The organism is Halosolutus sp. YCN4, from assembly GCF_059736495.1.
In genome coordinates, this window is sequence record NZ_JCASSM010000001.1 from 1,181,184 (window position 1) to 1,204,060 (window position 22,877).

General features: G+C 64.7%; 23 protein-coding genes, 1 tRNA gene and 1 pseudogene. 12 read left to right on the forward strand and 13 right to left on the reverse strand.

The window, feature by feature from the left end; translation table 11 throughout:
* Positions 1-88 precede the first annotated feature (88 nt).
* From AC6I6X_RS05840 to AC6I6X_RS05850, 3 genes are all read left to right on the forward strand, one after another.
* Positions 89-949, forward strand: a complete 861-nt coding sequence (locus AC6I6X_RS05840) for a UbiA family prenyltransferase (RefSeq protein WP_497929555.1) — start codon at positions 89-91, stop codon at positions 947-949.
* A gap of 127 nt (positions 950-1,076) precedes the next feature.
* Positions 1,077-1,382, forward strand: coding sequence for a HalOD1 output domain-containing protein (locus AC6I6X_RS05845; RefSeq protein ID WP_497929556.1), 306 nt, complete (start codon positions 1,077-1,079; stop codon positions 1,380-1,382).
* Positions 1,383-1,551: 169 nt separating this feature from the next.
* Positions 1,552-2,019 carry a GNAT family N-acetyltransferase gene (locus AC6I6X_RS05850; RefSeq protein ID WP_497929557.1) on the forward strand — a complete coding sequence of 156 codons (468 nt, stop codon included), beginning with the start codon at positions 1,552-1,554 and terminating at the stop codon, positions 2,017-2,019.
* 96 nt (positions 2,020-2,115) lie between these two features.
* Here the strand turns inward: AC6I6X_RS05850 and AC6I6X_RS05855 are convergent.
* Together AC6I6X_RS05855 and AC6I6X_RS05860 are read right to left on the reverse strand one after the other, a co-directional pair.
* A pseudogene (locus AC6I6X_RS05855) lies at positions 2,116-2,685 on the reverse strand (GNAT family N-acetyltransferase).
* Between the two features lie 250 nt (positions 2,686-2,935).
* Entirely contained in the window at positions 2,936-4,114 is a 1,179-nt protein-coding gene (locus tag AC6I6X_RS05860) for a redox-regulated ATPase YchF (protein ID WP_497929558.1), read from the reverse strand.
* A gap of 166 nt (positions 4,115-4,280) precedes the next feature.
* Between AC6I6X_RS05860 and AC6I6X_RS05865 the strand changes: the two genes are divergently transcribed.
* Positions 4,281-4,691: a DUF2267 domain-containing protein gene (locus tag AC6I6X_RS05865; RefSeq protein ID WP_497929559.1), complete on the forward strand. Its 411-nt coding sequence runs from the start codon at positions 4,281-4,283 to the stop codon at positions 4,689-4,691.
* 87 nt (positions 4,692-4,778) lie between these two features.
* Here AC6I6X_RS05865 and AC6I6X_RS05870 read toward each other — a convergent pair whose 3' ends face one another.
* Complete coding sequence (locus AC6I6X_RS05870; RefSeq protein ID WP_497929560.1) at positions 4,779-5,510, reverse strand: GNAT family N-acetyltransferase; 732 nt, start codon at positions 5,508-5,510, stop codon at positions 4,779-4,781.
* A gap of 184 nt (positions 5,511-5,694) precedes the next feature.
* On the opposite strand from AC6I6X_RS05870, the gene AC6I6X_RS05875 reads away from it, so the two are divergent.
* Positions 5,695-6,159: a hypothetical protein gene (locus AC6I6X_RS05875; protein WP_497929561.1), complete on the forward strand. Its 465-nt coding sequence runs from the start codon at positions 5,695-5,697 to the stop codon at positions 6,157-6,159.
* A 343-nt stretch (positions 6,160-6,502) separates the two neighbouring features.
* On the opposite strand, the gene AC6I6X_RS05880 is transcribed toward AC6I6X_RS05875, so the two are convergent.
* A complete protein-coding gene (locus AC6I6X_RS05880) occupies positions 6,503-7,171 on the reverse strand; it encodes a helix-turn-helix domain-containing protein (RefSeq protein WP_497929562.1) in 669 nt (222 codons plus the stop codon).
* Positions 7,172-7,410: 239 nt separating this feature from the next.
* Between AC6I6X_RS05880 and AC6I6X_RS05885 the strand changes: the two genes are divergently transcribed.
* Positions 7,411-7,632: a hypothetical protein gene (locus AC6I6X_RS05885; RefSeq protein WP_497929563.1), complete on the forward strand. Its 222-nt coding sequence runs from the start codon at positions 7,411-7,413 to the stop codon at positions 7,630-7,632.
* A 118-nt stretch (positions 7,633-7,750) separates the two neighbouring features.
* Complete coding sequence (locus AC6I6X_RS05890) at positions 7,751-7,909, forward strand: hypothetical protein (protein WP_497929564.1); 159 nt, start codon at positions 7,751-7,753, stop codon at positions 7,907-7,909.
* 95 nt (positions 7,910-8,004) lie between these two features.
* On the opposite strand, the gene AC6I6X_RS05895 is transcribed toward AC6I6X_RS05890, so the two are convergent.
* The 3 genes from AC6I6X_RS05895 to AC6I6X_RS05905 all read right to left on the reverse strand — a co-directional run bounded on the left by AC6I6X_RS05895 (position 8,005) and on the right by AC6I6X_RS05905 (position 12,042).
* Positions 8,005-8,403: an SPW repeat domain-containing protein gene (locus AC6I6X_RS05895; RefSeq protein WP_497929565.1), complete on the reverse strand. Its 399-nt coding sequence runs from the start codon at positions 8,401-8,403 to the stop codon at positions 8,005-8,007.
* A 123-nt stretch (positions 8,404-8,526) separates the two neighbouring features.
* On the reverse strand, positions 8,527-11,553 hold the full coding sequence (locus AC6I6X_RS05900) for a PAS domain-containing sensor histidine kinase (protein ID WP_497929566.1): 3,027 nt from the start codon (positions 11,551-11,553) through the stop codon (positions 8,527-8,529).
* Positions 11,554-11,808: 255 nt separating this feature from the next.
* Positions 11,809-12,042 carry a HalOD1 output domain-containing protein gene (locus AC6I6X_RS05905; RefSeq protein WP_497929567.1) on the reverse strand — a complete coding sequence of 78 codons (234 nt, stop codon included), beginning with the start codon at positions 12,040-12,042 and terminating at the stop codon, positions 11,809-11,811.
* Positions 12,043-12,542: 500 nt separating this feature from the next.
* Here AC6I6X_RS05905 and AC6I6X_RS05910 point away from each other — a divergent pair, with 500 nt between their 5' ends.
* Positions 12,543-13,211: a helix-turn-helix domain-containing protein gene (locus AC6I6X_RS05910; RefSeq protein WP_497929568.1), complete on the forward strand. Its 669-nt coding sequence runs from the start codon at positions 12,543-12,545 to the stop codon at positions 13,209-13,211.
* Between the two features lie 89 nt (positions 13,212-13,300).
* Positions 13,301-13,660 (forward strand): DUF7344 domain-containing protein, encoded by a 360-nt coding sequence (locus tag AC6I6X_RS05915; RefSeq protein WP_497929569.1) that lies wholly within the window; start codon positions 13,301-13,303, stop codon positions 13,658-13,660.
* 244 nt (positions 13,661-13,904) lie between these two features.
* Here AC6I6X_RS05915 and AC6I6X_RS05920 read toward each other — a convergent pair.
* Both AC6I6X_RS05920 and AC6I6X_RS05925 read right to left on the reverse strand, forming a co-directional pair.
* Positions 13,905-14,079: transfer RNA gene (locus AC6I6X_RS05920), tRNA-Trp, on the reverse strand.
* A gap of 46 nt (positions 14,080-14,125) precedes the next feature.
* A complete protein-coding gene (locus AC6I6X_RS05925) occupies positions 14,126-15,121 on the reverse strand; it encodes a DUF5794 domain-containing protein (RefSeq protein ID WP_497929570.1) in 996 nt (331 codons plus the stop codon).
* Positions 15,122-15,676: 555 nt separating this feature from the next.
* Between AC6I6X_RS05925 and guaB the strand changes: the two genes are divergently transcribed.
* Positions 15,677-17,179 carry an IMP dehydrogenase gene (gene guaB, locus AC6I6X_RS05930; RefSeq protein WP_497929571.1) on the forward strand — a complete coding sequence of 501 codons (1,503 nt, stop codon included), beginning with the start codon at positions 15,677-15,679 and terminating at the stop codon, positions 17,177-17,179.
* A gap of 24 nt (positions 17,180-17,203) precedes the next feature.
* On the opposite strand, the gene AC6I6X_RS05935 is transcribed toward guaB, so the two are convergent.
* A complete protein-coding gene (locus tag AC6I6X_RS05935) occupies positions 17,204-17,683 on the reverse strand; it encodes a cupin domain-containing protein (protein ID WP_497929572.1) in 480 nt (159 codons plus the stop codon).
* Positions 17,684-17,817: 134 nt separating this feature from the next.
* Here AC6I6X_RS05935 and AC6I6X_RS05940 point away from each other — a divergent pair, with 134 nt between their 5' ends.
* Positions 17,818-18,240, forward strand: coding sequence for a GNAT family N-acetyltransferase (locus AC6I6X_RS05940; RefSeq protein WP_497929573.1), 423 nt, complete (start codon positions 17,818-17,820; stop codon positions 18,238-18,240).
* Positions 18,241-18,326: 86 nt separating this feature from the next.
* On the forward strand, positions 18,327-18,794 hold the full coding sequence (locus AC6I6X_RS05945; protein WP_497929574.1) for a twin-arginine translocation signal domain-containing protein: 468 nt from the start codon (positions 18,327-18,329) through the stop codon (positions 18,792-18,794).
* A 29-nt stretch (positions 18,795-18,823) separates the two neighbouring features.
* Here the strand turns inward: AC6I6X_RS05945 and AC6I6X_RS05950 are convergent, their stop codons facing one another.
* The 3 genes from AC6I6X_RS05950 to AC6I6X_RS05960 all read right to left on the reverse strand — a co-directional run bounded on the left by AC6I6X_RS05950 (position 18,824) and on the right by AC6I6X_RS05960 (position 22,815).
* Positions 18,824-20,575, reverse strand: a complete 1,752-nt coding sequence (locus AC6I6X_RS05950; RefSeq protein WP_497929575.1) for a YcaO-like family protein — start codon at positions 20,573-20,575, stop codon at positions 18,824-18,826.
* Between the two features lie 180 nt (positions 20,576-20,755).
* On the reverse strand, positions 20,756-22,192 hold the full coding sequence (locus AC6I6X_RS05955; RefSeq protein ID WP_497929576.1) for an MATE family efflux transporter: 1,437 nt from the start codon (positions 22,190-22,192) through the stop codon (positions 20,756-20,758).
* Positions 22,189-22,815, reverse strand: coding sequence for a TetR/AcrR family transcriptional regulator (locus AC6I6X_RS05960; RefSeq protein WP_497929577.1), 627 nt, complete (start codon positions 22,813-22,815; stop codon positions 22,189-22,191). The genes AC6I6X_RS05955 and AC6I6X_RS05960 overlap by 4 nt, the downstream gene beginning before the upstream one ends.
* Between the last annotated feature and the right edge of the window lie 62 nt (positions 22,816-22,877).

Here is a 22,877-nt window from a genome sequence, read left to right on the forward strand (position 1 = left end):
TTTCGGAACGCGGACGGGTCGGTGCCGCATCCGCGGAACGCGCGAACGCGACCGGGGTATTATATTTCAGTCCGTGGACACTCGAACCATGTCCATCGCGAGACACGGGTCGGGCCCCGAGGCGACGGGACGAGCGTTCCTATCGCAGGTGCATCCCGTGTTCATGCTCCCGCCGCTTGCCGCGTCGCTGTTCGGCGCGATTCTCGCGTCCGAATTCGATCCGATCGTCGCGACGGCGCACGTCCTCGCGATGTTCGCCGCCGTCTACACCGCCCACGTCAAGGACGGCTACGTCGACTTCCACGTCCGCGGCGAGGACGACGACCACCCGCTGACCGAACGGGGCTGTCGCATCGGCCTCGCGCTCTCGACGTCGCTGTTCGCGCTGTGCTGTGTCCTCCTGTTCGTCCTCGTGGACTGGGGGGCCGTCGCGATCACGGTACCGACCTGGCTGATCGCGTTCCACCACGCGCCGCAACTCGACACGAACCCCGTCACGGCGACGACCGGCTATCCGCTCGGGATCGCCCTCTCGCTGGCGGGCGGGTTCTACGTCCAGGCGGCGACCCTCGCGGCGGTCCCGATCGGCTTCGCGCTCGTCTTTCTCGTCCTCCTCTCGGGGATCAAGGTCATCGACGACGCGCAGGATTACGCCTACGATCGATCGATCCACAAACGCACCGTCGCCGTCGCCGTCGGCCCGGACCGGGCCTACAACGTGGCCTACGGGCTGATGACCACCGCGTTGCTGGTCGTCGTCGGCTTCGCCGTCGCCCGGATCTTCCCGCCGACCGCGGTGCTCGCGGCGCTCGCGTTCGCCGCGGTCGCGATAGTCGCCCGGCGGGCCGACCCGGAACTCGCAACGATGTTGCTCATCCGCGGGTCGTACGTCTTCCTGGCCGTCCTCGTCGCGGCTGTCTGGTTCGAACCGCTGGCGGCGATCGGGTGACCGTGCGGGATTCGAGATCGCCGATCGACCGTCCGGCACGACTCCATCCTGTTTCCGACGAAATGAGTGGTAGATTATGAGAGTAATGTTACAACAGTCTTTTCACAAACATCGTCGAACCCCGGGTATGGAAACGCCCCGGGGTGACGGACCGTCCGGCGACGGTCGCACGGTTCGATCGCACTACGACTGGTCGACGACGCCACCGAGCCACGCCATCGTCGACGCTGTCGCTACCGTCGAAGACACGACTCCGATCGATCTCGCGCAGCAACGAGGAACCGCGCTATATGACCACGTCGACCCGGAGGCGCTCGATGCGATCGTCGGCGGCGACCGGGACAGCGCCGTTTCGGTCACGTTCGAGATCGATCACGTCCGGATCACGATCGAGACCAGCGGACGACTCGTCGTGGGCGTCGGCGTCGAGTGAGCGCCTCGTCTGCAGGAGGAGTCACCACGGGTTCGTATCGGTCACGCTCACGTCTCGACGGAGAGCAACCGCAGCGGCGACCTCTCGCGTGCCAGTATCCATCTCGAAGGGGTGGGAGACGGGCACACACCTCGCGTAACTTGAAGAAAACACAGCGGAGAATCGTCGTATGGAACTCGTCGAAGCCAGTGCCGAAGACCTCGACTCGCTCGTCGACCGCTGGTACTCCCTCGCAAGAGCAATGGAAGCGTACGACGAACTGAACGAACTCGCGTATGCGGACGTCGACGACGTGCCTGCTGATGGGTTCCGCGCGCATCTCGAGGCCGACGAAATCACGGACTACCTCGTCGTTCACGAAGGCGAGACGATCGGCTTCGTCACGCTCCGCGAGGGCTACCACCCGTCCCGGCAGTACTCACACTACCTTCGCATCGTGAACGTCGCGATCGACGAAGCCCACCGGAACCAGGGCCACGGCACGGCGGTCGTCGAGCGCGTGAAAGAACTGGCTCGCGAGCGAGGCTGCGACCATCTCAAGGTCTCCTGCGAGTGGCACAACGAGGACGCACGCCGGTTCTACCGTAACACGGACTTCCGGCCGAAGCAAGTCGACTACGCACACCCACTGGAGTGAGTCGATATCGGCTATCGTACCGCTGATGAATTAACAGAAAACGCGATCGTCTGTTATTCGATCGATACTGGGAGCGATCGCTGCTCCGCTACAGCGTTACCTGCCGAGTACCTCCTTCGGACCGGACCACTCGTCGATCAGCAGGCCGTACCGTTCGACGTCGACGTAGCCTCCGTTCGCGAACTGCGTTTCGCGGGCAGTTCCCTCGTGAACGAATCCAAGCCGCTCACAGAGGGTCTTGGAGGCTTCGTTCGGGGCCATCGTCGTCGCCGAGATACGGTGTAGCCGGAGGTCCTGGAAGCCGTACTCGATCAGATGTGCACCGGCCTCGAGCGCGTATCCGTTCCCTCACGCGTTCGGGTGAAACCAGACGCCGAAGTTCGCGTACCCGTCCGCGTACAGCACGGGCGATAGGGAGACGGACCCAACTGGCTCGTCCTCGAATTCGCCGTCGTTCGGAACGGCGAGCAAAGAGACGGTATCCTCGTCGTGTTCCATCGGCCACAGCTCGTCTCGGTAGCGTTCGTCGGTGTACGGTGTCCTGAACGAACTGATGTACCGGCGTACCTGTGGGTGATTCACTCCATCCCGGAGGAACTCGATATCGTCTTTCTGGGCTGGTCTGAGATCGAGGCGGTCGCAGTCGATAAACGTCTGTCCTGTCATAGTCTCTCTGATGGGCCGTTGGCTATCGGACGATACGCCGACGAAGTCGATGCTGACCGCGTCTCGCGCGAGACGCCGGCGGTCAACTCAGAAACAGAACGAAACGGTCATCGGTCAGCCTACTGTTTGGCGGACATCACGAGAACGATAAATACTCCGATCAACCGAAAGGATATCTGGCACGAATTTCACGCGCACTGATCCTCGCTCCCAGCTAAAACCAGATAGAACCCACTACCCGACCGAGTTATCAATTAGTACTCACGATCTTGATCACGTCACCCTCCTCGAGTTCGTAGTCCTCGCCGACTTCCCGGTTCGATCGAGCGTCGACCGCGTGGAGGTAGCCGTCGCCGATGTCGGAGTGGACGGCGTAAGCCAGGTCGACCGGCGTCGATCCCTGCGGGAGCAGATGAGCGTCCGGCAGAACGTTGCCGCTGCCGTCGGACCACTTGGCGGCGTCCTCGACGGGGTAGGCCGTGAGGTGATCGAGCAGGTCGTAGACCGCGTGGTTCAGCGCCCCCTGGACGCCCGTGCCGTCGTACGTGGCCATCGTCTCGGCCAGCCCCTCTAGGGCCTCGCGCTGGGCGTCGTTGACGTCGTCGCCGATCTCGATCGTCTCGTCGCCGGGGGCGTAGTCGACGAGACCGTTGTCCGCCGCGCGGCGAAGCGCGAGTTCGCCCTCCGCGGTGGTAGGAATCACGGGTTTGTCCAGATCGAGCAGTTGCTCGACGTTCTCCTCGGGCGCGACGTCGATCTTGTTCGCCGCGACGACGATCGGCTTGGTCCGCTCGCGGACCAGCCGCGCGAGTTCTTCGCGGTGCTCGTCTTCCCACTGGATGGGGTCCTCGGGATAGTCGAGTTCGCGCAGGACGGTCGCGATCTGCTTCGGCGACGCGCCAAAGCCCGAGAGCATGTCCGCGAGCGCGTCGTCGATGTCGAAGTCGGGCGATCGGGACTTGCGCTCGACTGCCTCCCAGTTGCGCTCGACGATGCCGGCCAGCCAGAGGTCCATCTCCTCCTCGACGAAGTCGATGTCCTCGAGCGGGTCGTGCTCGCCGACGTCGACCGGTTCGCCCTTCTCGTTGGTTCCACCGGAGGCGTCGATCACGTTGACGATCACGTCCGCGTTCGTGAGTTCGTCGAGGAACTGGTTCCCGAGCCCTTTCCCCTCGTGTGCCCCGGGCACCAGCCCCGCCACGTCCAGGAGTTCGATCGGGACGTACCGCTTCCCGCCCTCGCAGTTGTCGGCGTTGCACCGCTCCTCACGGTCGAGACAGGGACACCTGGTCCGGACGTAGCTCACCCCGCGGTTGGCGTCGATCGTCGTAAAGGGGTAGTTGGCGACGTCCACCTCGGCCATCGTCGCCGCCGTGTAGAACGTGGACTTGCCGGCGTTTGGCTTCCCGGCAAGCGCGATCGAAAGCATGTGCACTCGTAGCCCCGACCGGTGGAATTGTCTTTCGGTTCGAGCCCCCGGTAGCGGACGGAGCGGACGCGATTCTGGATCGACGGGTCCGGTTCGGTGCGTCTCACACGCCCGCTTTCGTCTGAAGGGAATCATTCTCATCCAGTCCGCAGGAAAACGGCCGAACGTGCAGTACGACGACTTCATCGGCGAGGTACAGCACCGCGCACGGTTCGACTCGCGAGAAGCCGCCTTGAGCAGTACCCGGGCCACCCTGACGACGCTCTCCGAACGCATCGATCCGGGTCAGGCGGAGAACCTGGGGGCGCAACTCCCCGAGGAACTCGGTCGGTTCCTCGAGGAGGTCGACGACGTCGAACGGTTCGGGTTCGACGAATTCGTCGATCGGGTCGCCGAACGCGAGGCGATCGGCGAATCCGAACCGGCGGACGCGGCGTTTCACGCACGGGTTGTCGTGGACGTCGTCGACGAAGCGGTCACGGACGGTACCCTGGAGGACGTCCGGGACCACCTGCCGAACGACGAGGGGTACGAGACGCTCTTCGAGATCGCCCGGGCGGAGGAGAGACCGACGTAGCTACCGGGACCCCGGTTCGAGCAGTGCGTCGACCTCCTAGACGCCGTCCCGACGGATCGCGTGCTCCGGGAGCGCGATCGTGGCCGCTTAGAGGTCGACGGCCATCATCACTTCGTCGACGTACCGGCCGTCGAGTTTGTAGTGGTCCTCGCGGACGGCCTCGGTCTCCCAGTCGTGTTCCTCGAGGAACTCGATCGCCTCTTCGTTGGTCGAGGGAACGCTCTGGTAGACCTTTTCGAAGCCGTTCGACCCGGCCCACTCCAGTCCCCGCGCGAGGAGGTGCGAGCCGATGCCGTGACCGCGATACCCCTCGAGCACGCCAACGGTGAGTTCGGCGGTGTGGGCGAGTTTCTCGAGTTCCGGTGCGTGGAGGTGCACCCAGCCGACGACCTCGTCGTCGACGGTGGCCACGAAGAACATCCGCGATTCGAGTTCGTTGTGCCGGAGCAGGGTCTCCTCGTGGTCGATCTCGTCCGCCACGCTCTCGGCCTCGATGTAGGTCCGCTCCTCGGCGACCTGCCGGATCGCACCGACGATACCCGAGAGGTCCTCCTGTCTCGCCGGCCGGATGTGGAACTCGAGGGCCTCCGAAACGTACTCCTCTTCGGCCCCCGCGTCGATCGTCACGCGCAGTTTGCCGCCGCCCTCCTCGAGACGTCCGTCGCGTTTGAGGATCGCCACGTGATGACGGAAGCCGCTGGGATCGATCCCGAGGTGGGACTGTACCTCGTCGGGATCGACGGCGCCGTGGCGTTCGACGTATTCGTAGATCGCCTTGCGGTCAGCGTGGCCGAACTCGAGCGATTCGCTGAATACCATGGCGTGCGGTACCAGTCCACAGTACTTAACCGCTTGGCCGATCGGTCGCTCGCGGTCTTAAAACGCGGATCCGTACACCCGGCTGGATTACCGACGGGAGACGCTCGATTCGATCGCATGGGATCGCACATGACACCATCGCTTCGTCGATGAACACGCCCCCGTTGTGCATCTCGCGCGAGTCATGATCGGAACGGATGTGGCAGTCGCCGGCTGTATACTCGCCCTCGCGGTCGTCGCCGGACTGGTCGCTCACGAGTGGTCACACGCGCTCGTGCTCAGGCTGGCGGGCGTCGACTACGACGTCGTCTACGTTCCCGGCCGAACGGACGGCGTCGTCGGCCTCCTCGCGAGTTGTCCGTGGGCAGTCGTCCGTCCACGCCCAACGGGCTCCGAACCGCCCTGGCCCTTCCGTCTCGCAGCCCTCGCACCACTCCTCCTGGCCGTTCCCGTCTTCGGACTCGGCGTCTCCGGGTACGTCACGGTCGAGACGCCGATCGTCGCTGCCGGAGCGATCGGCTGGCTCGCCTGTGCGATCCCGAGCCCGCAGGACTTCGCCGTGGTATTCCACGCGCATCGCGTCCTCGAATCCGAGTCGGCCCCCGATACCGAACCGAACGCGGCGAGTCACGCCTCCCGCGCTGATTGACGGTCACCGGGATACCGCCGCGTTCGCTCGCGCTCTCCGGGAACGACGTCGAAAAACTGCGGACGGAAGGGATCACACAGCCACGAGTGACCCCTTCCGCGAGCACGAATCAGCCACCGGTATCCCGTGCGTTGCGGGCTCGGCGCGAGCGATCTCACGCCGACACCGGCAGTATCGGTCCGTCCACTATTAAATCCACTTGTTAGTGGACACTGGGCAATACGGACAAATAAACCGACTGTACGAACACTAATATTGCACAGGATGGGCGAAATAGAATATATACTGGTTGCAGAGGACGATCGTTCGACGTCCGGCGGGTTCGATCGCTACCGGCGCCGGCTCAGGGGTCGAGTTCGATCGGCGTCATCCCGCCGGACAGTTCTGCGCTGACGAGCGCCGCGTGACTTCGGCGGAGGCGTTCGGACAGCGCCTGATGGGAGATTCCGAGTTCGGACGCCAGTTCTTCGAGGGTCACCTCCCGCGGGACGTCGAAGTAGCCGAGTTCGTACGCCTTGTAGATCGTCTCGTACTGGGTTTCCGTCAGCGGCGTCTCCGCGTTCGCGAGGTCGTTAGTCCCGGCCACGCGCGTTACTTCCACCCGGTACTCGTACTGGTCGAACAGGTCGTGACACGCCGAAACCGCCTCGTGATCGTGAAAGAGCAGTTTCACCGACCACCAATCCGCCTGGCCGTGTGCGGCCAGGATCGCCCCGTCGTTCTCGGCGATAATCCGCTGGAACAGCTTCGCTTCCTCGCCGAATTCGAGCCGGAACAGCCAGCAGTCGTTGGGACCGTCGGTTCCGTCGGTGAGCGCCGCGATCACCTCCACCGACGGGTCCGTCTCGAGTGCCCGTTCGATGGTCGACTGATCGGCGCCCGTGATCCACACCAGCGGCGGTGCATCCCCGATCAGTCCACCGACCTCGAACTCGAACGTCGGAACTCGATCGAACGTCCGGGCTAGCCCGAGTCGCTCGGCCGGAACCTCGAGTTCAACGACTGTTGTCATCAGTGGGTTCCACCACGAAGACGTATAGACGGATTGTGTTTCCGGTAGCCTTTCCCGCCACCCAGACGCCGTGACAGTCAAAATTTCGGTAGATTCAGTTCGATTGATCGGTCGGTTCGCCTATCGTTCTCGATCCGTACCCCTGCCGGCGCGTATCGTCCGATCGATCCGATTCGTCCGTCGTTGTCATTCGAATCCTCACACATCGTTTATATTATCGGACTGGCGAGCGACCGCTGATGGACGACAGCGACGACGCACAGGCACGCACCGTCGCCGCCTGTGTACAGTGTGGCTCGGTCTACGCCGCGATCGAACTCGACAGTGGGGACCTCCAGCCGATCGGCAGTCGGGACGGGTGTTCGTGCGGGAGTACCAGCTTTACCGATCTCGACGACACCGCCGCGACCATCGATTTCGCCGACGGGGACGCGACGGACGACGACCGCTCGCGATCGTGATCGCGTCGGCGTTCGCCCGGTCGTGACCGTCGCGAGGGGAGTCGTCCGGCCTATTGGGGGTTCGATCGGGCGCAGAGGCCGGCCGCATCCTTTTGCGATCGGGTATCCTGTCCCCTGTATGGCGACGCGACCACCACCCGAGTGTCCGGTCTGTCACGACGGACTCGATCCCGGTCGGTGTCTCGAGGAGCACCTGCTCGAGAGCCACACCAAGCGAACGCTGGCGAGGTTCGTCGTCGCGGAAACGACCGTAGTGGCACAGGACAGTTCCGAGTAGACGGCTACCCGGGACGTGACCGGTACTCGACGGCGTCTCGAGGCGGCCGATCGTCTCACGGTGTCTCCGTCGGGTTCCGACTTTCCGGCCGGGAGTCAGGCACGCGTCGTCCGCCCCTGCAACTGCACGCTCCCGTAGACGGCGGCCGCGGAGAGGACCACGACGAGAGCCCCGGCGATCACGTTACTCCAGACCATTCGCGCGTCGGCGACGTTCAGGAGGAAGGGCAGGGCGATCACGACGATTCCGAGCACGAGTGCGATCAGCGGGGCGACGAGGGACGGCCCTGGAAGCGGCCCGTCCGACGGCCAGGCCGCCGCGTACGATGCGGCCGTGGCGATCGTTGCCCCGAGGAGGACGTTCAGCGTGACGATCCACCCGAAACCGGTCAGAAAGATACCCGACAGGAGGATCCAGGTCCCGATTGCGGCCGCGAGTCCGGCCGGTCGTGCGGCCATCGATGACGGTGACGCGGACGTCGCCTGAGCGGTCATGCGTGGGTGTACGGGACCGAGCGCCGTAAAACGTATTCAGGATTCTCATCATCTCCGACGCGGGCGATCGTCGGTCCGCCGGCCGAACGTCAACGGCGGATCGAGACGGCGACCGCACTTCCGTCACGAGTCGACGGCTGGAAGCGTAAACGAGAACGTCGTCCCTTCTCCCGGTTCCGAGTCGACCCAGATCTCGCCGCCGTGGCGTTCGACGATCCGTTCACAGAGTGCGAGGCCGATCCCGGTCCCCTGGTGTTCCGCCTGACTGTGGAGTCGCTCGAACACCTCGAAGATGCGATCTTCGACGTCGGGATCGATCCCGATCCCCTCGTCCCGAACCGAGATGATCCACTGCCCGCCGTCTCGTTCGGCCCCGACGTGAATCCGCGGCGGTTCGTCGCCGCTGTACTCGATCGCGTTCGAGAGCAGGTTCTGGAACACCTGGCGGAGTTGGCTGTCGTCCCCCTCGACGCGCGGGAGATCCGTCGACGTGATCTCGGCGGACGTCTCCTCGATCTGCATCCGGAGATCGGACTGTACGTCCTCGAGCAGGATGTTCAGGTCGATCGGTTCGAACGGATCGCCGCGCGTTTCGATCCGGGAGTACTCGAGCAGCCCGTCGATCATCTCGCGCATCCGATCGGCCCCGTCGACGGCGTACGCGAGGAATTCCTCGCCGTCCTCGTCCAGTTCGTCGGCGTAGCGGGCCTCGATAAGCTGGAGGTAGCTCGATACCATCCGGAGCGGTTCCTGCAGGTCGTGGCTGGCGGCGTAGGCGAACTGTTCGAGACGTTCGTTGGAGGCCTCCAGCTTTTCGATCACGTCCTCGAGTTTGCGCTTGCGCGCCTTGCGCTCAGTGATGTCCTGTGCGATCGTCATCCCGGCGAAGACGTCGCCGGCGTCGTCGGTGATTGGCACCACGTGGATGACCCACTCCCGGTCGACGTACTGGAGATCCATCGTCCGCGTCTCGCCGTCGAGCGCGGCGTGGAACGCTGGCTCGAGCGCATCGGAGACGTGGTCGGGCCACACGTCCTGAACCGGGTGGCCTTCGACGTCGCCCGGTGACACTGGGAGGTCCTCGAATCCGCGCCCCGCGGCGAGGGTGTACTGGAGGTCGTCGTCGAACATGGTGACGATCCCGTTCGGGTAGTTCTCCGCGAGCGTTCGATGCCGCTGCTCGGACTTCCTGAGTTGCCGCTCGCGCCGCTTGCGCTCGGTAACGTCGCGATCGGAGACGACGAGCGAGACGACCTCCCCGTCGTCGTTCGTGACGGGCCTGAAGACGCCGTCGAGCGTGTACCGCTCGCCGTTCGGCTGCGTGAGGTCGGCCTCGAACTCCACGTACTCACCCGACGCCGCTCGCTCGGTCCACCGTTTAACATCGGCCTGGACGCCGTCACCGCCGCCCCACCACGGCGTCTCCCAGAACGGCTTGCCCGTTACGTCGTCGAGGTCGGCATCGACGTACTCCATCGCCGTCCCGTTGATGTCGAGTACCGTCCCGTCCGGATCCAACAGTCCGACGAGGATGTTCGGATCGTTGAAAATCGCCTCGAACCGACGCTCCGTCCGCCTGAGTTCCTGCTCGCGCTCCTTGCGATCGGTGACGTCTCGGAAGTAGACCGAGATGCCGGTCTCGGAGGGATAGAGGTTCGCCTCGACCCAGAACTCGAGCGTCTCGTAGTAGAGTTCGTAGCTGGTCGGCTCCTGCGATTCCATCGCCTTCCGGAAGGCATCGGATACCTCGTCAATTTCGACAGCGGAGGGGAACACTTCCCAGAGGCTCTTGCCGAGCAGTTCCTCCTCGGACCGCTGGAGGAGTTCCGCGGCCCGATCGTTGACGTGGGTGAACCTGAACTCCTCGTCGACCGCGTAGAACGCGTCGGAGATCCGACCGAGGATCCGCTGGAGTTCGCTCTCGAGTTCCAGTTCGCGCTCCCGCCGATCGGTCATATCGCGGGTGACTTTCAGGTAGCCTCGATGGGTACCGTCGACGTCCCTGATCGCCGTGATCGTCACGTTCGCCCAGAACTGCGTGCCATCCTTCCGGACGCGCCAGCCCTCGTCTTCGATCGATCCGGTTTCGTCCGCCCGCTCGAGATTTCGCTCGGGAACGTTCGCCGCCCGGTCCGCCTCGGTGTAGAACGTCGAGAAGTGCTCGCCGAGGATTTCCTCGCGGTCGTAGCCCTTGATTTCTCGCGCCCCCTGGTTCCAGCTCGCGACGTGTCCGTCCCGATCGAGGCGGAAGATCGCGTACTCTTCGACGGCGTCGACCAGCGAGTGAAACTCCGCTACGGTCTCTTTTCGGGCGTCTTCGGACTCCTTCCGGTCCGTGATGTCGTAGTAGAGTTCGATCCGGCCCCCACCGTACTGTCCCGACTCGATCGGCGTGCTGTAGTGTTCGAGCCACCGATCGTCTCGACTCTCACCCGCCGTCACGCGACACTCGAACTGCTCGGTGTAGCTGTTGTCGTCGTAGGTGGGCAGAACGGTCTCCGCGAACCGGTCCGGGTCCGCGAACCGGTGTTTCATCGTCTCGTCGACGACCCGTCGTTTGTCACGGCCGATGAGGGCGTCCCGATCGAGATCGAGATACTCCGCGATCGTATCGTCGGCCCACGCGATCTGAAACGCGTCGTCGAGCAGGATGACCCCGATGTTCGCCTCGTCGAGCACGTCGGTGATCGACTCGTAGGACGCCTGTGCGGACGCGAGCGATTCCTGACGCCGTCGCCTCTCGGAGACGTCCCGTGCGACCCCGATCGTGCCCTGGAACGAGCCGTCTTCGACGAGCATGTTGATCCGCAATTCACACGGTATCCGCTCCCCCTCGGCAGTCTCGATCGTCAGTTCGACCGTCTCGATGTCGGCCGCCTCGGACTCGAGGGCGGTCGGTATTCGGTCGACGATGCGGGCGATATCGTCGGCGTCGATCAGCAGCGAAACGTGCTCGCCGATTAGGTCGTCGCGCGTGTAACCGGTGATTTCGACGATCGTCTCGTTGACCGCGACGAAGCGGCCGCTCGCGTCGAGCTGGTAGATGCCGTCGTCGATCGTATTGACGAGGGTCCGAAATCGCTGGAGCGCGACATCGTCCTCGACGTCTCCCCAGAAGGCACCATCGGGAGCGTCGGCGCGTGTGCTCATGTCCGTGAGTCGCCCGTGAAGCGGATAAAACTCTCGCAAATATCCAGTTTCACTGATAGCTTCGACCGTTGTGACCCCAGTCCCGATCGACGCCCGGGACCCGTTCGGCACGCTCGTCGAGAAGCAGCCGCCGACGGCCCACCCGATCGATCGGGTGGGCCGTCGCCCTTACGGACCCGCAATCACAGCGGTTCCGGACGGGTGACGCGCTCGATCGGCGTGCGGGCCGTCGACGAGGCGATCGCAGTCCGAGCGTCACCGTCGCGACGCTACAGTCGGCACTCCGTCGTGGATACACACCCAGTCGTTAGAGACCTGGACCGTGTATTCGTCGGTCGTGAATTCGACGCCGACTGCGCGGTCGGCGTCTCTCGCGTGCTCGAGCAGGGCTGTCAGCGCGTCCGTCTCCACCCGTTCGTATAGCGGATCGAGTTCGCTCCTGGGAACGTCCTCGATACGCCCCAGTCCGCGGATAATCGTCTCTACCACGGACTCCGATTCGTCCCGCACGACCCAGATTTCTTCGCGATCACCGTTTCGCGGACGCGGACGGTCAGGGGGGACCATACCGACGTTCGGGACTGTTCAGGCAAGAGGATTGTCCCAAAAAGGGTAGGTATCGGCTTCTGGATAAGAGACGATATCGTCACTCACGCCCCAAAATCGAACACAAATAAGCAGATGGCGACAGTTCCGATCGGGGTCGTGTCGTTCGGTTCGATTGTCGCCCTGCGGACGACTCCGAACGCGTTCACGAGAGTGTCCTGGAGAGGGGCCGAGGGATTCGACCGACGCCGAGCGTGCTCGCTTCGTTATACACCTCTCGTCTCCTCCAATCCACCTCGTCGGCGCTGTTGCAGACGAGTTTCGAATTGATTGCGAGGGTGGCGATCGCTGAGTACAGAGAAGGGACTGAACACTCTATCTAGATAGCGTAGCGCCCCCCTATTTTTACTGCGACTTATTGTACTCGGCCACCAACCGGCAGTATGAGCATTATCGCCGAATTTTCCGTCAAATCAGATGATCTTGCACTGAACCACGCGCTCACAGCAGTTCCACAGATGGTCGTCGAGATCGAGCAGGTTGTGGCGACGATGGAAGATCGGATTATGCCGTATTTCTGGGTGACTGGTGGTGATCACGAAGAATTCGAAGACGCGTTTGAGAACGATGAATCCGTGACGAACACCACTGTTATCGACGAAGTCAATGAGGCGAGACTGTATCGTGCCGAGTGGACGGCAAACGTCGAGACCATCATCTATGCATATGTGGAACTCGGGGCGACGCTCATGCAAGCAGTCGGTAAAGCGGAAGACTGGGAATTGCGAATGCGATTCGATAGCCACGACTCTCTCTCGGAATTTCAAGACTATTGTGATGAAAACGATATTTCATTCGAACTCAATCGAACCATAGAACAGGAACAGCCGATGGCGAGCGCCCAGTACGATCTTACGCCAACGCAACGGGAGACGCTGGTCACCGCCCTGAAAGCAGGCTACTACGAGGTTCCACGGGCAGTGACAATGAGGGAACTGGCGGACCAAATGGGGGTTTCCCAACAGACGCTTTCAAACCGATTTCGCGCTGCATACAAGAATCTCGTGACGAGTACGTTAACGATCAGTCACTCCGATGAGGACGAAGCGTAATTCAGCGTGTACAGAGTGTCTAGCCGCGACGCGCAAAGTAGTACTATACAGCCTTCCGCCTCTTCAGCAAGGGGATGTTTTGCCCGTGTATGGTTGGGACCTCCGCCGAGTTCAGCACGCTTCTCGAACTGTGTGAAGAGCAGCACCGCCGTATCATCCTCGCAGTACTGGCAACTGAGAAGCGGTCGCTAACGGTGAACGATCTCACGAAGGCGATCATCAAACACAATCATCACACACCTCTTCTAGAGGTTTCCGAAGGAGAATCACGGCAGATTCGAATGTCACTGTTCCACGTGCAGCTCCCGAAGTTAGAAGACCGATCGCTTATCGAGTACGATCGGAAACGGCAACTGGTGGAACCAACCCCCCAGTTCGAGCAGTTGCAACCCCAGCTTTCAGCCATCATTGACGCCGATCCTGATCTTGAAGCACCAGTTGCACTGTGAGATCGTCCAGAATTATCCTTGAGTGTCGTAGTGCTTTGATCCGGTAGTACGTAGAGCGTGGGCGACGGTCAGTATGCATATCTACTGAACGGGTTGTTCGCCGGCTTTGTGGCGAAATAAACGAGGCCGTTTGGCTGCACTCGTTCTCTGTATTCGACAGGCGACTCTTACCGGCGACTGATGGTTCCAGCAGAGCCACCTCGTCCGATACCCACCGCTCACGGTCTTGTGTACGGTGAGGATATGGGGTCGGAGGGATTTGAACCCCCGATCGACTGATATCTCCGGTGCGCCTCGGAACTCCAGAGGGTCATCACACGAGCACTGATCAGGTGCCCGATCAGTATATCAGTCTGGAGTGTCGTCCCGGGCGCGGTGCCTCTGGAGTCAGTCGCCATGCCTGGCTTGGCCACGACCCCTCGAATTCTCCTTGGGGGATCCGCCCTAAAGTGGTTTCGATTCGGGCTACAGCCACGGGGCCCGACCCTCGGTGTCGGTCGAGTCGTCGCCGGGGTACGTGCTGTCGTCCGCGTCGTCGGCGTCCGCGACCGCACCGTCGTCGCTCGATCGCTCGTCCGCGTCCCGATCGGTGCCCCCCGAGCCGCCATCCGGCAGCGGACCGGTCCCGACCGCGGGTGCGGTCCCCACCGTCTGGATCGGCATCCCGGTGGCATCGGCCGTCGAGGAGCCATCGGCAACGATGCTGGCCGCGCCCGCGTCGTCCTCGCCGCCCCGATCGAACTGGATGTCGATCGCGAAGACGGCCGCGACGAGCAGGGCGGCCAGCGGGGCCTGTCCGAAGGCCATGCCGAGCAGTGACAGCGGGAGCAGGCCCAGCGCCACCGCGCTCCCGAAGCGGAATCGATCGATGTCCATGTACTCCCGCAGGTACGGGCCGGCCAGTGCGATCGTCAGCGCGAAGGCGACGCCGATGGCGGCGGCAAGCGTCGCGTTGGCGACCAGCGCCGGATCGTTCATGACGACGACCTCCGCGCCGCTCAGGTCGATACTGGCGACCAGCCCCAGGGCGATGATCACGCCGGGGTTCGGGAGGTACTCGCCGACCGTGGCGCTTGCGGTCTTGGCCGCGATCGCGGCGATCACGAGCGCGGCGAACCGCTCGAAGATGACGATGTCGAGCACGCTCTCGATCGCCGGTGCGAGGGCGGCCTGCACGGCCGCGAGCAGTATCAGCGGGACGCCGACGAGCAGGACGACCGCCGCTTGCTCGCGGGGCGTTCCGGTCATCTCCGCGAGGATGACGGCGACGGTGGCGCTCCCGCCGAAGATCAACAGACCGACCTGAACCGCACCGAGTGGGTCGTCTACGGCACCGGCGAGGATCAGCGCCGGGAAGACGCCGTCGATCAGCGGCAGCATCATCACCAGCGCCAGCAGTCTGGCGTTCCCACCGACTATCCGTTCGAGACGGAGTGCGACCGGGTGTTGAGACGTACTCATCGCTCAGGGTCGATGGCCGTGACCCGAGGCCGGTGGGTAATAGGGTGGACAGTCCCGGACTGACTCCGTACCGGAGAGCCAGTTCGTCGCCCAGTTGTGGCCTCGCGCTGTGAGTTGCAGTGTAAATTTCCCGAAATTGATGCCGGTGACAGAGTCGACACTCGTCAGGCCATCGGACCGGGAATCACTGCAACTCACAGCGTACATACTCGAACGGTGGACCGGATTGTCAATAAACGTTGTGTGGGACGCCGTTGCATAACTCGTCGATGTTTCGCCAATGGCGCGCAAATCCAGACGAAAGTGAACGAATCTGGCGCCGTGGTAGACACACGCCAACCAGCCGGTCGATCGAGTGAGGGCGACGTCCCGACCGACGGCGGACCCGATCGGTCCACGTCGATCGGGGGCAGTCGCGTCTCGATCGGACGGACTGCCCATTCCCGGCGAGCGTAGCGAGTTCCCCGTCCCGAAACCGCCGTCGACGGCCACGTCACCCGTTCACAGTCGATGCTATCTCGCAACGCTTTTTGCCGACGGGTCCGGACGGTTGACATGGCGAACGACGTTCCTGAGCACGAGCCCTATTCCTCGAAACTCCAGGTACCGGAGGCGCTGACGTTCGACGATGTCCTCCTCCGGCCGAAGGAGAGCCGTGTCGAACCGGACGACGCCGACCTCACCACGCACGTCTCGAAAGGCGTCCAGGTGTCCGTGCCCATCCTCTCGGCTGCGATGGACACCGTCACCGAGAGCGAGATGGCGATCGCGATGGCCCGTCACGGCGGCCTCGGCGTCCTCCATCGCAACATGAACGTCGACGAGATGGTCGAGGAGATCGGACGCGTCAAGAGCGCCGACGAACTCATCATCCCGCTCGACTCGGTCGTCACCGCCGATCCCGAGATGACCGTTCGCGAGGTCGACGAACTGATGGCCCGCGAGGGCGTCGGCGGCGCGCCGGTCGTCAACACGCGCGGCGAAGTGCTCGGGATCATCTCGAGCACCGACATCCGGCCACACCTCGAGGTCAACGAAGACGATCCGGTTACCGAAGCGATGACCGACGAGGTCATCACGGCCCCCGAGGAGATCGATCCGCGCGACGCGTTCGACCTGATGTACGAGCACAAGATCGAGCGCGTCCCGGTCGTCGACGACGAGAACCTCCTCGTGGGACTCGTCACGATGCAGGGAATCCTCCAGCGGCGCGAGTACCAGCAGGCCGTCCGCGACGAGGAGGGGCGCCTCCGCTGTGGCGTCGCCGTCAGTCCGTTCGAGAAAGAACGCGCGGTCGCCGCCGACGAGGCCGGGGCGGACGTCCTGTTCATCGACACCGCCCACGCGCACAACATGAACGTCATCGACGGCGCTCGCGACATCAAAGACAGCGTCGAGGCCGACGTCGTGGTGGGCAACGTCGGTACCCGCGAGGCAGCAGCAGATCTGATCGACTTCGCCGACGGCATCAAGGTCGGGATCGGTCCCGGGTCGATCTGTACGACCCGCATCGTCTCCGGCGCGGGGATGCCCCAGATCACGGCCGTCGCGCAGGTCGCCGACGTCGCGAGCGAACACGACATCCCGGTGATCGCCGACGGCGGCATCCGCTACTCGGGCGACGCGATCAAGGCGATCGCCGCCGGCGCGGACGCGGTCATGCTCGGCTCCTACTTCGCCGGCACCGACGAGGCCCCCGGCCGCGTCGTCACGATGAACGGCAAGAAGTACAAGCAGTACCGCGGCATGGGGAGCGTCGGCGCGATGAAGTCCGGCGACAGCGACCGGTACCTCAAGGAAGAACCGGAGGAGGACGACGAGTACGTCCCCGAGGGCGTCGAGGCCGCAACCCCGTACAAGGGGACGCTCAGGTCCGAACTCCACCAGCTCGCCGGCGGCATGCAGTCCGGCATGGGCTACGTCGGCGCGCCGACGATCCCCGAATTCAAGGAGCGATCGGAGTTCGTTCGCGTCTCCTCGGCGGGCCAGGCCGAGAGCCACGCCCACGACGTCGTCATCACGGACGAGGCGCCGAACTACTCGCCCGACAGCGAGTGATCCGACGGCGCGGTCGGCCGTCGATCAGCCCATCGTAAACGAGTTCCCACACTCGTTGCACGTCAGTCGGAACGCCCCCTCGTCGGTGAGCGCGAGGCTGTGACCGAGTTCGTCCTCGCAGTTCTGGCAGTAGACCAGCGACTCCAGGTCCTCCCAGTCGTGCTGGGCACCGGGTGCGCCGAACGCGAAGCCGGCGACCCGCTCGTCGCCGTCGTTGTACCCTTTCTGGAAGTCGCCCGGCGCGAAGCGAATGACCTCGCCCTCGTGGACGGTGACCTCGCCGCGCTCGGTGTCGAACGTCGCCGTCCCCTCCTGGACGTAGAAGACCTCTTCCTGGTCGTGGTGGGTGTGCATCCCGCCCGAGAAGGACTCGCCGGGTTCGAGTTCGAAGTAGTTCATCGCGAAGTCCGTGAAGCCGAGCGCCTTCGAGATCGGCCGCCGGACCGAGTGGACCTTCATCGGGTTCGGTTCGCTCTCCACGTCGTCGATCGCGACTTTCTCCATACGCGATCATTCGCGTATCGTGGTAAAAACCCACGTGATACGGAACCCCAGCAGCGGAGGGGCGGACGCGGAATCGCACCGATCGGATCGGCTGTCGCCCCGAATTTCTTTACGGTGCGATCGAACGGACCGGTATGGAGATCCGATCGTTGCGGACGGAGTCCGAGCGCCGATCGGCGGTTCCGCTCCTCCAGCAACTCTGGACCGACGCCGATCGCGACGAGATGGTGTCCTGGACCGACGGCGACGAGTATCACCTGTTCGGGCGGTACGACGGCGACGACCTGCTCGGCGTCGCGGGCGTCCTCGACGCGTCGCACCTGCATCACGTCCGACACGCGTGGCTCTACGATCTCGTCGTCGACGAGTCGCGACGCGGCGAGGGCCACGGCGCGGCACTGCTCGAGCACGTCGAGGCGTGGGCGGTCGATCGGGGCTGTGAATACGTCGCGCTGGCGTCGCCGCTGGACGAGGACGGGGTACACGCGTTCTACGAGGGTCAGGCGTACGAGAAGTGGGGATACGTCGTCGAGAAACCCCTCCAGCGGAACGACTGAGTCCAGTCACACCGATCGCAGGAGGCGTGTGCCCGCGGCCACCGAAAAAGACAACGCCTACGTGCGTTCGGGCCCGAGTCCCGCGCGTGAATCGCCGTACGGTACTCCAGTCCGCCGGCGTCGGTGCGCTGGCGGGACTGGCAGGCTGTCTCGACGGGATCCAGAGCCAGTTCCAGGGTCGCGTTCAGGGGCGCATTCCGATCGAGATCACCAACGAGAGCGATCGGCCACAGAACATCCGACTCGAGGCCTACGAGACGGGCACGGATCGGCAGACCTACGACGAGAACTACTCCGTCCGGTCGGGCGAACTCGTCCATCCGCCGCACCTCGACGAACTCGAACAGCGGTTCCGCGTGATCCGGTTCGAGGGCGAGGAGTCGAGTTCCGTCGCCACCGCCCGGATCTCCCCCGACGCGCAACTCGTGTTTATCACCGCCTACGCCGACGACGTCGAACTCGAGGTCGTCTACGACGAGGACGAAGCCGAGAACGCGTCGACGGAGGACGACGAGAACGCGACAGCAGGAGCGGGCGACGAGAACGCGTCGTAAGTCCGATCGATCCGGCACCCGGTCGAGCCTCAGGGGTAGGGGTGGAACGGCCGATCGAGTCGCGGTTCGAACCCGAGGTCGTCCGGGACCGACTGGGCCCGCTCGCCGAAGAACGGCTCGCCGGTGAACAGCGGCTGTGCGCCCGGCACGACGACCCGGACCGCCTCGAAGCCGAGCGTTTCGACGTCGCGCGTGGTGAGCCGCGCCGCGTACGGCGTCAGCCCACTCTCGGCCGTCCGCGAGACGAGCGTCTCGAGCGCCTCACGCCCCGTCGGCACCGGATCGGGGCCGACGCTCGCCGCGGGAACCGTGCGATCGGTCTCGACGAACGCTTGCGCCGGGTCGGGGAAGGCGGCGTACTCGCCGATCGCACCGGACGCGTCCGCCGCGTCGTCGGGTCCGAGACTCCTGAGTTCCATCCAGTTCTGTAGCGCTTCCGCGAGCGCCGACGTCGCGGCCGCGGTCGCGTCGAGCCCTGCCGCGGAGCCGGCCGCGAACACTGGCCAGGCGTCCGACGCGCCGGGGTCGTCCATTTCAACGTCGCGGTGGACGGCGACCGCCACGACCGGGACGTCGACGTCCTGCGTGACCAGCAGCGGCGTCACGGTCAGCCCCTCGCTCGCGGCCCGTCGCTCGAGCGCGGCGAAGCGCTCGTCCTCGACGGAGAGTTCGAACGGCTCGAACGTCGAGTACCACGCGAGCATCGTCGCGTCGCGTTCGAGGACCTCCGTCAGTCCCGACAGGATGGCGTCGACCGTCGAGGAACCCAGGCCGAGGCCGGTCGTGATCGCCGGCACCAGTCGATCGCCGGGCTGTGGGAACTGGACGGCCGCCGCGGGCAGGTGTGCCCGCTCGCCGGTCTCGAGGTTTTCGCCCCCGACCCACCGGTGCTCGTCGCTCGACTCGTACTCCGGCGCGTCGTCCGGCCGGGCGAGCGCGGTGGGAGGGACCGCGTTCTCCAGATCGGACTCGCTCGCGTGCACGAAGTCGTCGTCGCGGTAGACGCCGGCACAGTACCGTTCCAGGGCCTCGCCGACGGCTTTCATCAGCGCGGCGTTCCAGTCCTCGTCGACGCCGGCCGCCTGACTCGCCGCGCTCGCGTCGCTGAATCCGCTCGTCTCGGCCGTCGTCGCGAGGTAGTACGGCGCGGGGAACGACTCGACCTCGCCGATCGAGGTGACGACGCCGACCCGATCGTCGATCGCGGCTTCGGCGTGCTCGACGGCGGTCTCGAGGGACAGCGAGTCCGCATCGTCTAAGTCGAGCGATCGCTCCCGCTCGCCGGACCCGCAGTCACAGCCGGGAACCGGGAGGAAACGGCGACGCTCGTGGGGGAGTTCGATCGTGTGGCCGACGATCGATCGCTCCTCGCCGGCGAAGACGCGGACGCACTCCCGGCCCGCAACGGCCCCGGCGAGTCGTGCCGTGCTCCGATCGGCCGTCGGGGTTTCGGCGGGTTCGTCGACGGTCGATACGACGCGGGCGTTGAGACACTCGAAACAGCCCGTCGCAGGGGCGAACCCGGAGACGGCGGCGTCGACGGCGTCGATCGGGACCCCCCCGACGCCGCCGATCTCGACGGCGATCCAGGGCGTCGAGCCCGATCGGACGGCCGCGTTCGCGCGATCGAAGGTCGTCGCGCCGGCGACGTCGCTGACGATCGCGAACCGCGCGTCCGCGAGATCGGTCGGGCTGGCGTCTCGAACGGTGACGTCGACGTCTTCGAGGGCGGCGACGACCTCCTCGCGGACCGGGTCGTCACCGACGACGTGGACTTCCATACACCCAGGATTACGGGCGGAGGGCAAAAGACCCCCGCTCGGCTAGCACGGGCGTCCGGCGTCGGAACCCCCGAAGGGGAGCGGGTCGAACCCCGTTCGTACGGACCGCTGTCCGTCAGTTCCGGCGCAGCCTGTGGACAGGGTCGCGGTCGCGCCGTTGCATCGGTACAGTAGTCCGTATCAGTCGTCCGTGCTGACATCGACGTCCTCGCCGAACTGGGGGGTCGCCCCGTCGCCGGTTACGTCTACGTTACGCCAGGTTCCCCGACGGTACCAGCCGTACGCGAGGAGGGCCCCGACGACGTTCGAGGCGGCGAAGGCGATCCAGATCCCGCGGTAGTCGATCGTCTGCGAGAGCACCGCGGCGGCGGGGAGTCGGACGACGGCATAGGTCACGAGGACGATCGCCGCGGCGGTCAGGGTCTTCCCGGTCCCGCGGAAACTGCCGTTGTACGAGCGCATGACGCCGATGAAGCCGAACGACGGCGCGACGTACCGGAGGAAGGTGACGCCGATGTCGACGACCTCCGGGTCGGTGGTGAACACGGCGACGATCGGTCGCGCGCCGAGCCACGCGACGACGCCGAGTGCGCCGAGGACGACGAACATGACGCGGGACGCGAAGTCGGCGGCGGCCTGGGCGCGATCGGGTTTCTCGGCCCCGACGTTCTGTCCGGTCATCGTCTCGACGCCGCGAGCGATCGCGATCGCCGGCAGGAAGATGACCGAGAACACGCGCGTCCCGATCCCGTAGGCGGCCACGACGGGCGTCGGGAACAGGCCGACGATGACCAGCAACAGGTTGATCGACAGCGCCCGGCCCATCCCCTCGATCGACGCGGGGACGCCGATCTTGACGAGTTTCCGGGCGTACGAGAGGTCCGGGCGCATCTGGCGGAGGCGGATCCGGACGCCCCTGGTCCCCCGAAGCATGATCGCGAGGCCGACCGCGAGCGCGAGGCTGCGCGAGAAGACCGTCGCGATCGCGGCTCCCTGGATCCCGAGTTCCGGAAACGGACCCCAGCCGAAGATCAGGAACGGGTCGAGCACGACGTTGAGCAGGACCGAACCGAACATCACGAGCATCGGCGTGATCGTGTCCCCGTAGCCGCGCATGAGCGCGATGAAGACGAAGAAGCCGAACATGAACGCGAGGCCGAGGGAGATGACCTGCATGTAGTCCGTGGCGAGGGGCAACACCGCCGGCGAGGCGCCGAACATCGAGAGCAGGTCCTCGACGAACACGTAGCCCACGATCCCCATGACGAACGCCAGCAGCAGCGAGAGCGCGACTGTCTGGGAGGCCGCGTACTCCGCCTCGGCCTCCTCGTCCGCGCCGACGTGCTGGGCGACGAGGACGCTCCCCGCGACCGACAACCCCATGCCGACCGAGATGAGTAGGAACACCATCGGGAACGCGAAACTGATAGCCGCGAGTGCGTTCGTGCTGTACTGGCCGAGCCAGAACGTGTCGATGAGGTTGTACGCCGTCTGCAACAGGTTCGTCACGACGATCGGCAGGGAGAGGTAAAACAGCGGCCACGCGATGCTCCCCGAGGTGAGGTCGAACTCCTCGCGGCTCTTGAACAGTCCGGAGAGCCGATCCGCGAGGCTCATTCGTCCGCTCCTCGCTGCCCGTCGTCTCCACCCTCACCGACCGCCGCGTCCGATCGCAACACCGCGTCGATGTACTCGTGGACGGACGCCTTCGTCCGTTCCAGCGGGCGATCGACCGCCGCCGCCCGGGTCTGCCCGCCGTGAAAGACGGTGACGAGAAACTCCGCCGTCTCGTCGGGGTCGACTGTCGACCGGAACTGGCCGGCCTCGATCCCCGCCTCGACGAGGTCCGCGATCCGGTCGTGCAGCGCGCGGTCGAACTCCTGGAGTCGCTCGCGGTAGGCCTCGTTGTACGGCGACTGGGCCTTGATCTCGAGCACCGCCGTTCGAAACTCCGCGGCGGCCGCCTCGTCCGTCGGCGTCAGCAGTTCGTCGAAGAGCGCGTGGAGTCGATCGGCCGGCGAATCGCCGGGAACGGACTCGGTTCGCTCCTCGAACCGATCGAGCAGATACGCCAGAAACGATTCGAGAAGGTCAGCCTTGCCGTCGAAGTGGTAGTGAAGCGTCCCCTTGCTCTTGTCCGATTCCGCCGCGATATCCTGCATCGTCAGATCCGCGTAGCCGTGTTTGCAGAGCGCGCGATACGTCGCCTCCATGAGATCGTCGATCGTCTCGTCCGACATCGGGTAGGTACTACGCGAACTTACTGACTGGTCAGTCAAATGCGTTCCGGACCGTGTGTCGA

Bases quoted from the DNA above. Each gene is read 5' to 3' on its own strand.
- AC6I6X_RS05895 (WP_497929565.1), bottom strand. From the start codon at position 8,403: ATGACCGCTCAGGCGACGTCCGCGTCACCGTCATCGATGGCCGCACGA.
- AC6I6X_RS05845 (WP_497929556.1), top strand. From the start codon at position 1,077: ATGGAAACGCCCCGGGGTGACGGACCGTCCGGCGACGGTCGCACGGTT.
- AC6I6X_RS05900 (WP_497929566.1), bottom strand. From the start codon at position 11,553: ATGAGCACACGCGCCGACGCTCCCGATGGTGCCTTCTGGGGAGACGTC.
- AC6I6X_RS05925 (WP_497929570.1), bottom strand. From the start codon at position 15,121: ATGAGTACGTCTCAACACCCGGTCGCACTCCGTCTCGAACGGATAGTC.
- AC6I6X_RS05950 (WP_497929575.1), bottom strand. From the start codon at position 20,575: ATGGAAGTCCACGTCGTCGGTGACGACCCGGTCCGCGAGGAGGTCGTC.
- AC6I6X_RS05955 (WP_497929576.1), bottom strand. From the start codon at position 22,192: ATGAGCCTCGCGGATCGGCTCTCCGGACTGTTCAAGAGCCGCGAGGAG.
- AC6I6X_RS05940 (WP_497929573.1), top strand. From the start codon at position 17,818: ATGGAGATCCGATCGTTGCGGACGGAGTCCGAGCGCCGATCGGCGGTT.
- AC6I6X_RS05840 (WP_497929555.1), top strand. From the start codon at position 89: ATGTCCATCGCGAGACACGGGTCGGGCCCCGAGGCGACGGGACGAGCG.
- AC6I6X_RS05875 (WP_497929561.1), top strand. From the start codon at position 5,695: ATGATCGGAACGGATGTGGCAGTCGCCGGCTGTATACTCGCCCTCGCG.
- AC6I6X_RS05890 (WP_497929564.1), top strand. From the start codon at position 7,751: ATGGCGACGCGACCACCACCCGAGTGTCCGGTCTGTCACGACGGACTC.
- AC6I6X_RS05960 (WP_497929577.1), bottom strand. From the start codon at position 22,815: ATGTCGGACGAGACGATCGACGATCTCATGGAGGCGACGTATCGCGCG.
- AC6I6X_RS05850 (WP_497929557.1), top strand. From the start codon at position 1,552: ATGGAACTCGTCGAAGCCAGTGCCGAAGACCTCGACTCGCTCGTCGAC.
- AC6I6X_RS05885 (WP_497929563.1), top strand. From the start codon at position 7,411: ATGGACGACAGCGACGACGCACAGGCACGCACCGTCGCCGCCTGTGTA.
- AC6I6X_RS05910 (WP_497929568.1), top strand. From the start codon at position 12,543: ATGAGCATTATCGCCGAATTTTCCGTCAAATCAGATGATCTTGCACTG.
- AC6I6X_RS05870 (WP_497929560.1), bottom strand. From the start codon at position 5,510: ATGGTATTCAGCGAATCGCTCGAGTTCGGCCACGCTGACCGCAAGGCG.
- guaB (WP_497929571.1), top strand. From the start codon at position 15,677: ATGGCGAACGACGTTCCTGAGCACGAGCCCTATTCCTCGAAACTCCAG.
- AC6I6X_RS05915 (WP_497929569.1), top strand. From the start codon at position 13,301: ATGGTTGGGACCTCCGCCGAGTTCAGCACGCTTCTCGAACTGTGTGAA.
- AC6I6X_RS05860 (WP_497929558.1), bottom strand. From the start codon at position 4,114: ATGCTTTCGATCGCGCTTGCCGGGAAGCCAAACGCCGGCAAGTCCACG.
- AC6I6X_RS05935 (WP_497929572.1), bottom strand. From the start codon at position 17,683: ATGGAGAAAGTCGCGATCGACGACGTGGAGAGCGAACCGAACCCGATG.
- AC6I6X_RS05880 (WP_497929562.1), bottom strand. From the start codon at position 7,171: ATGACAACAGTCGTTGAACTCGAGGTTCCGGCCGAGCGACTCGGGCTA.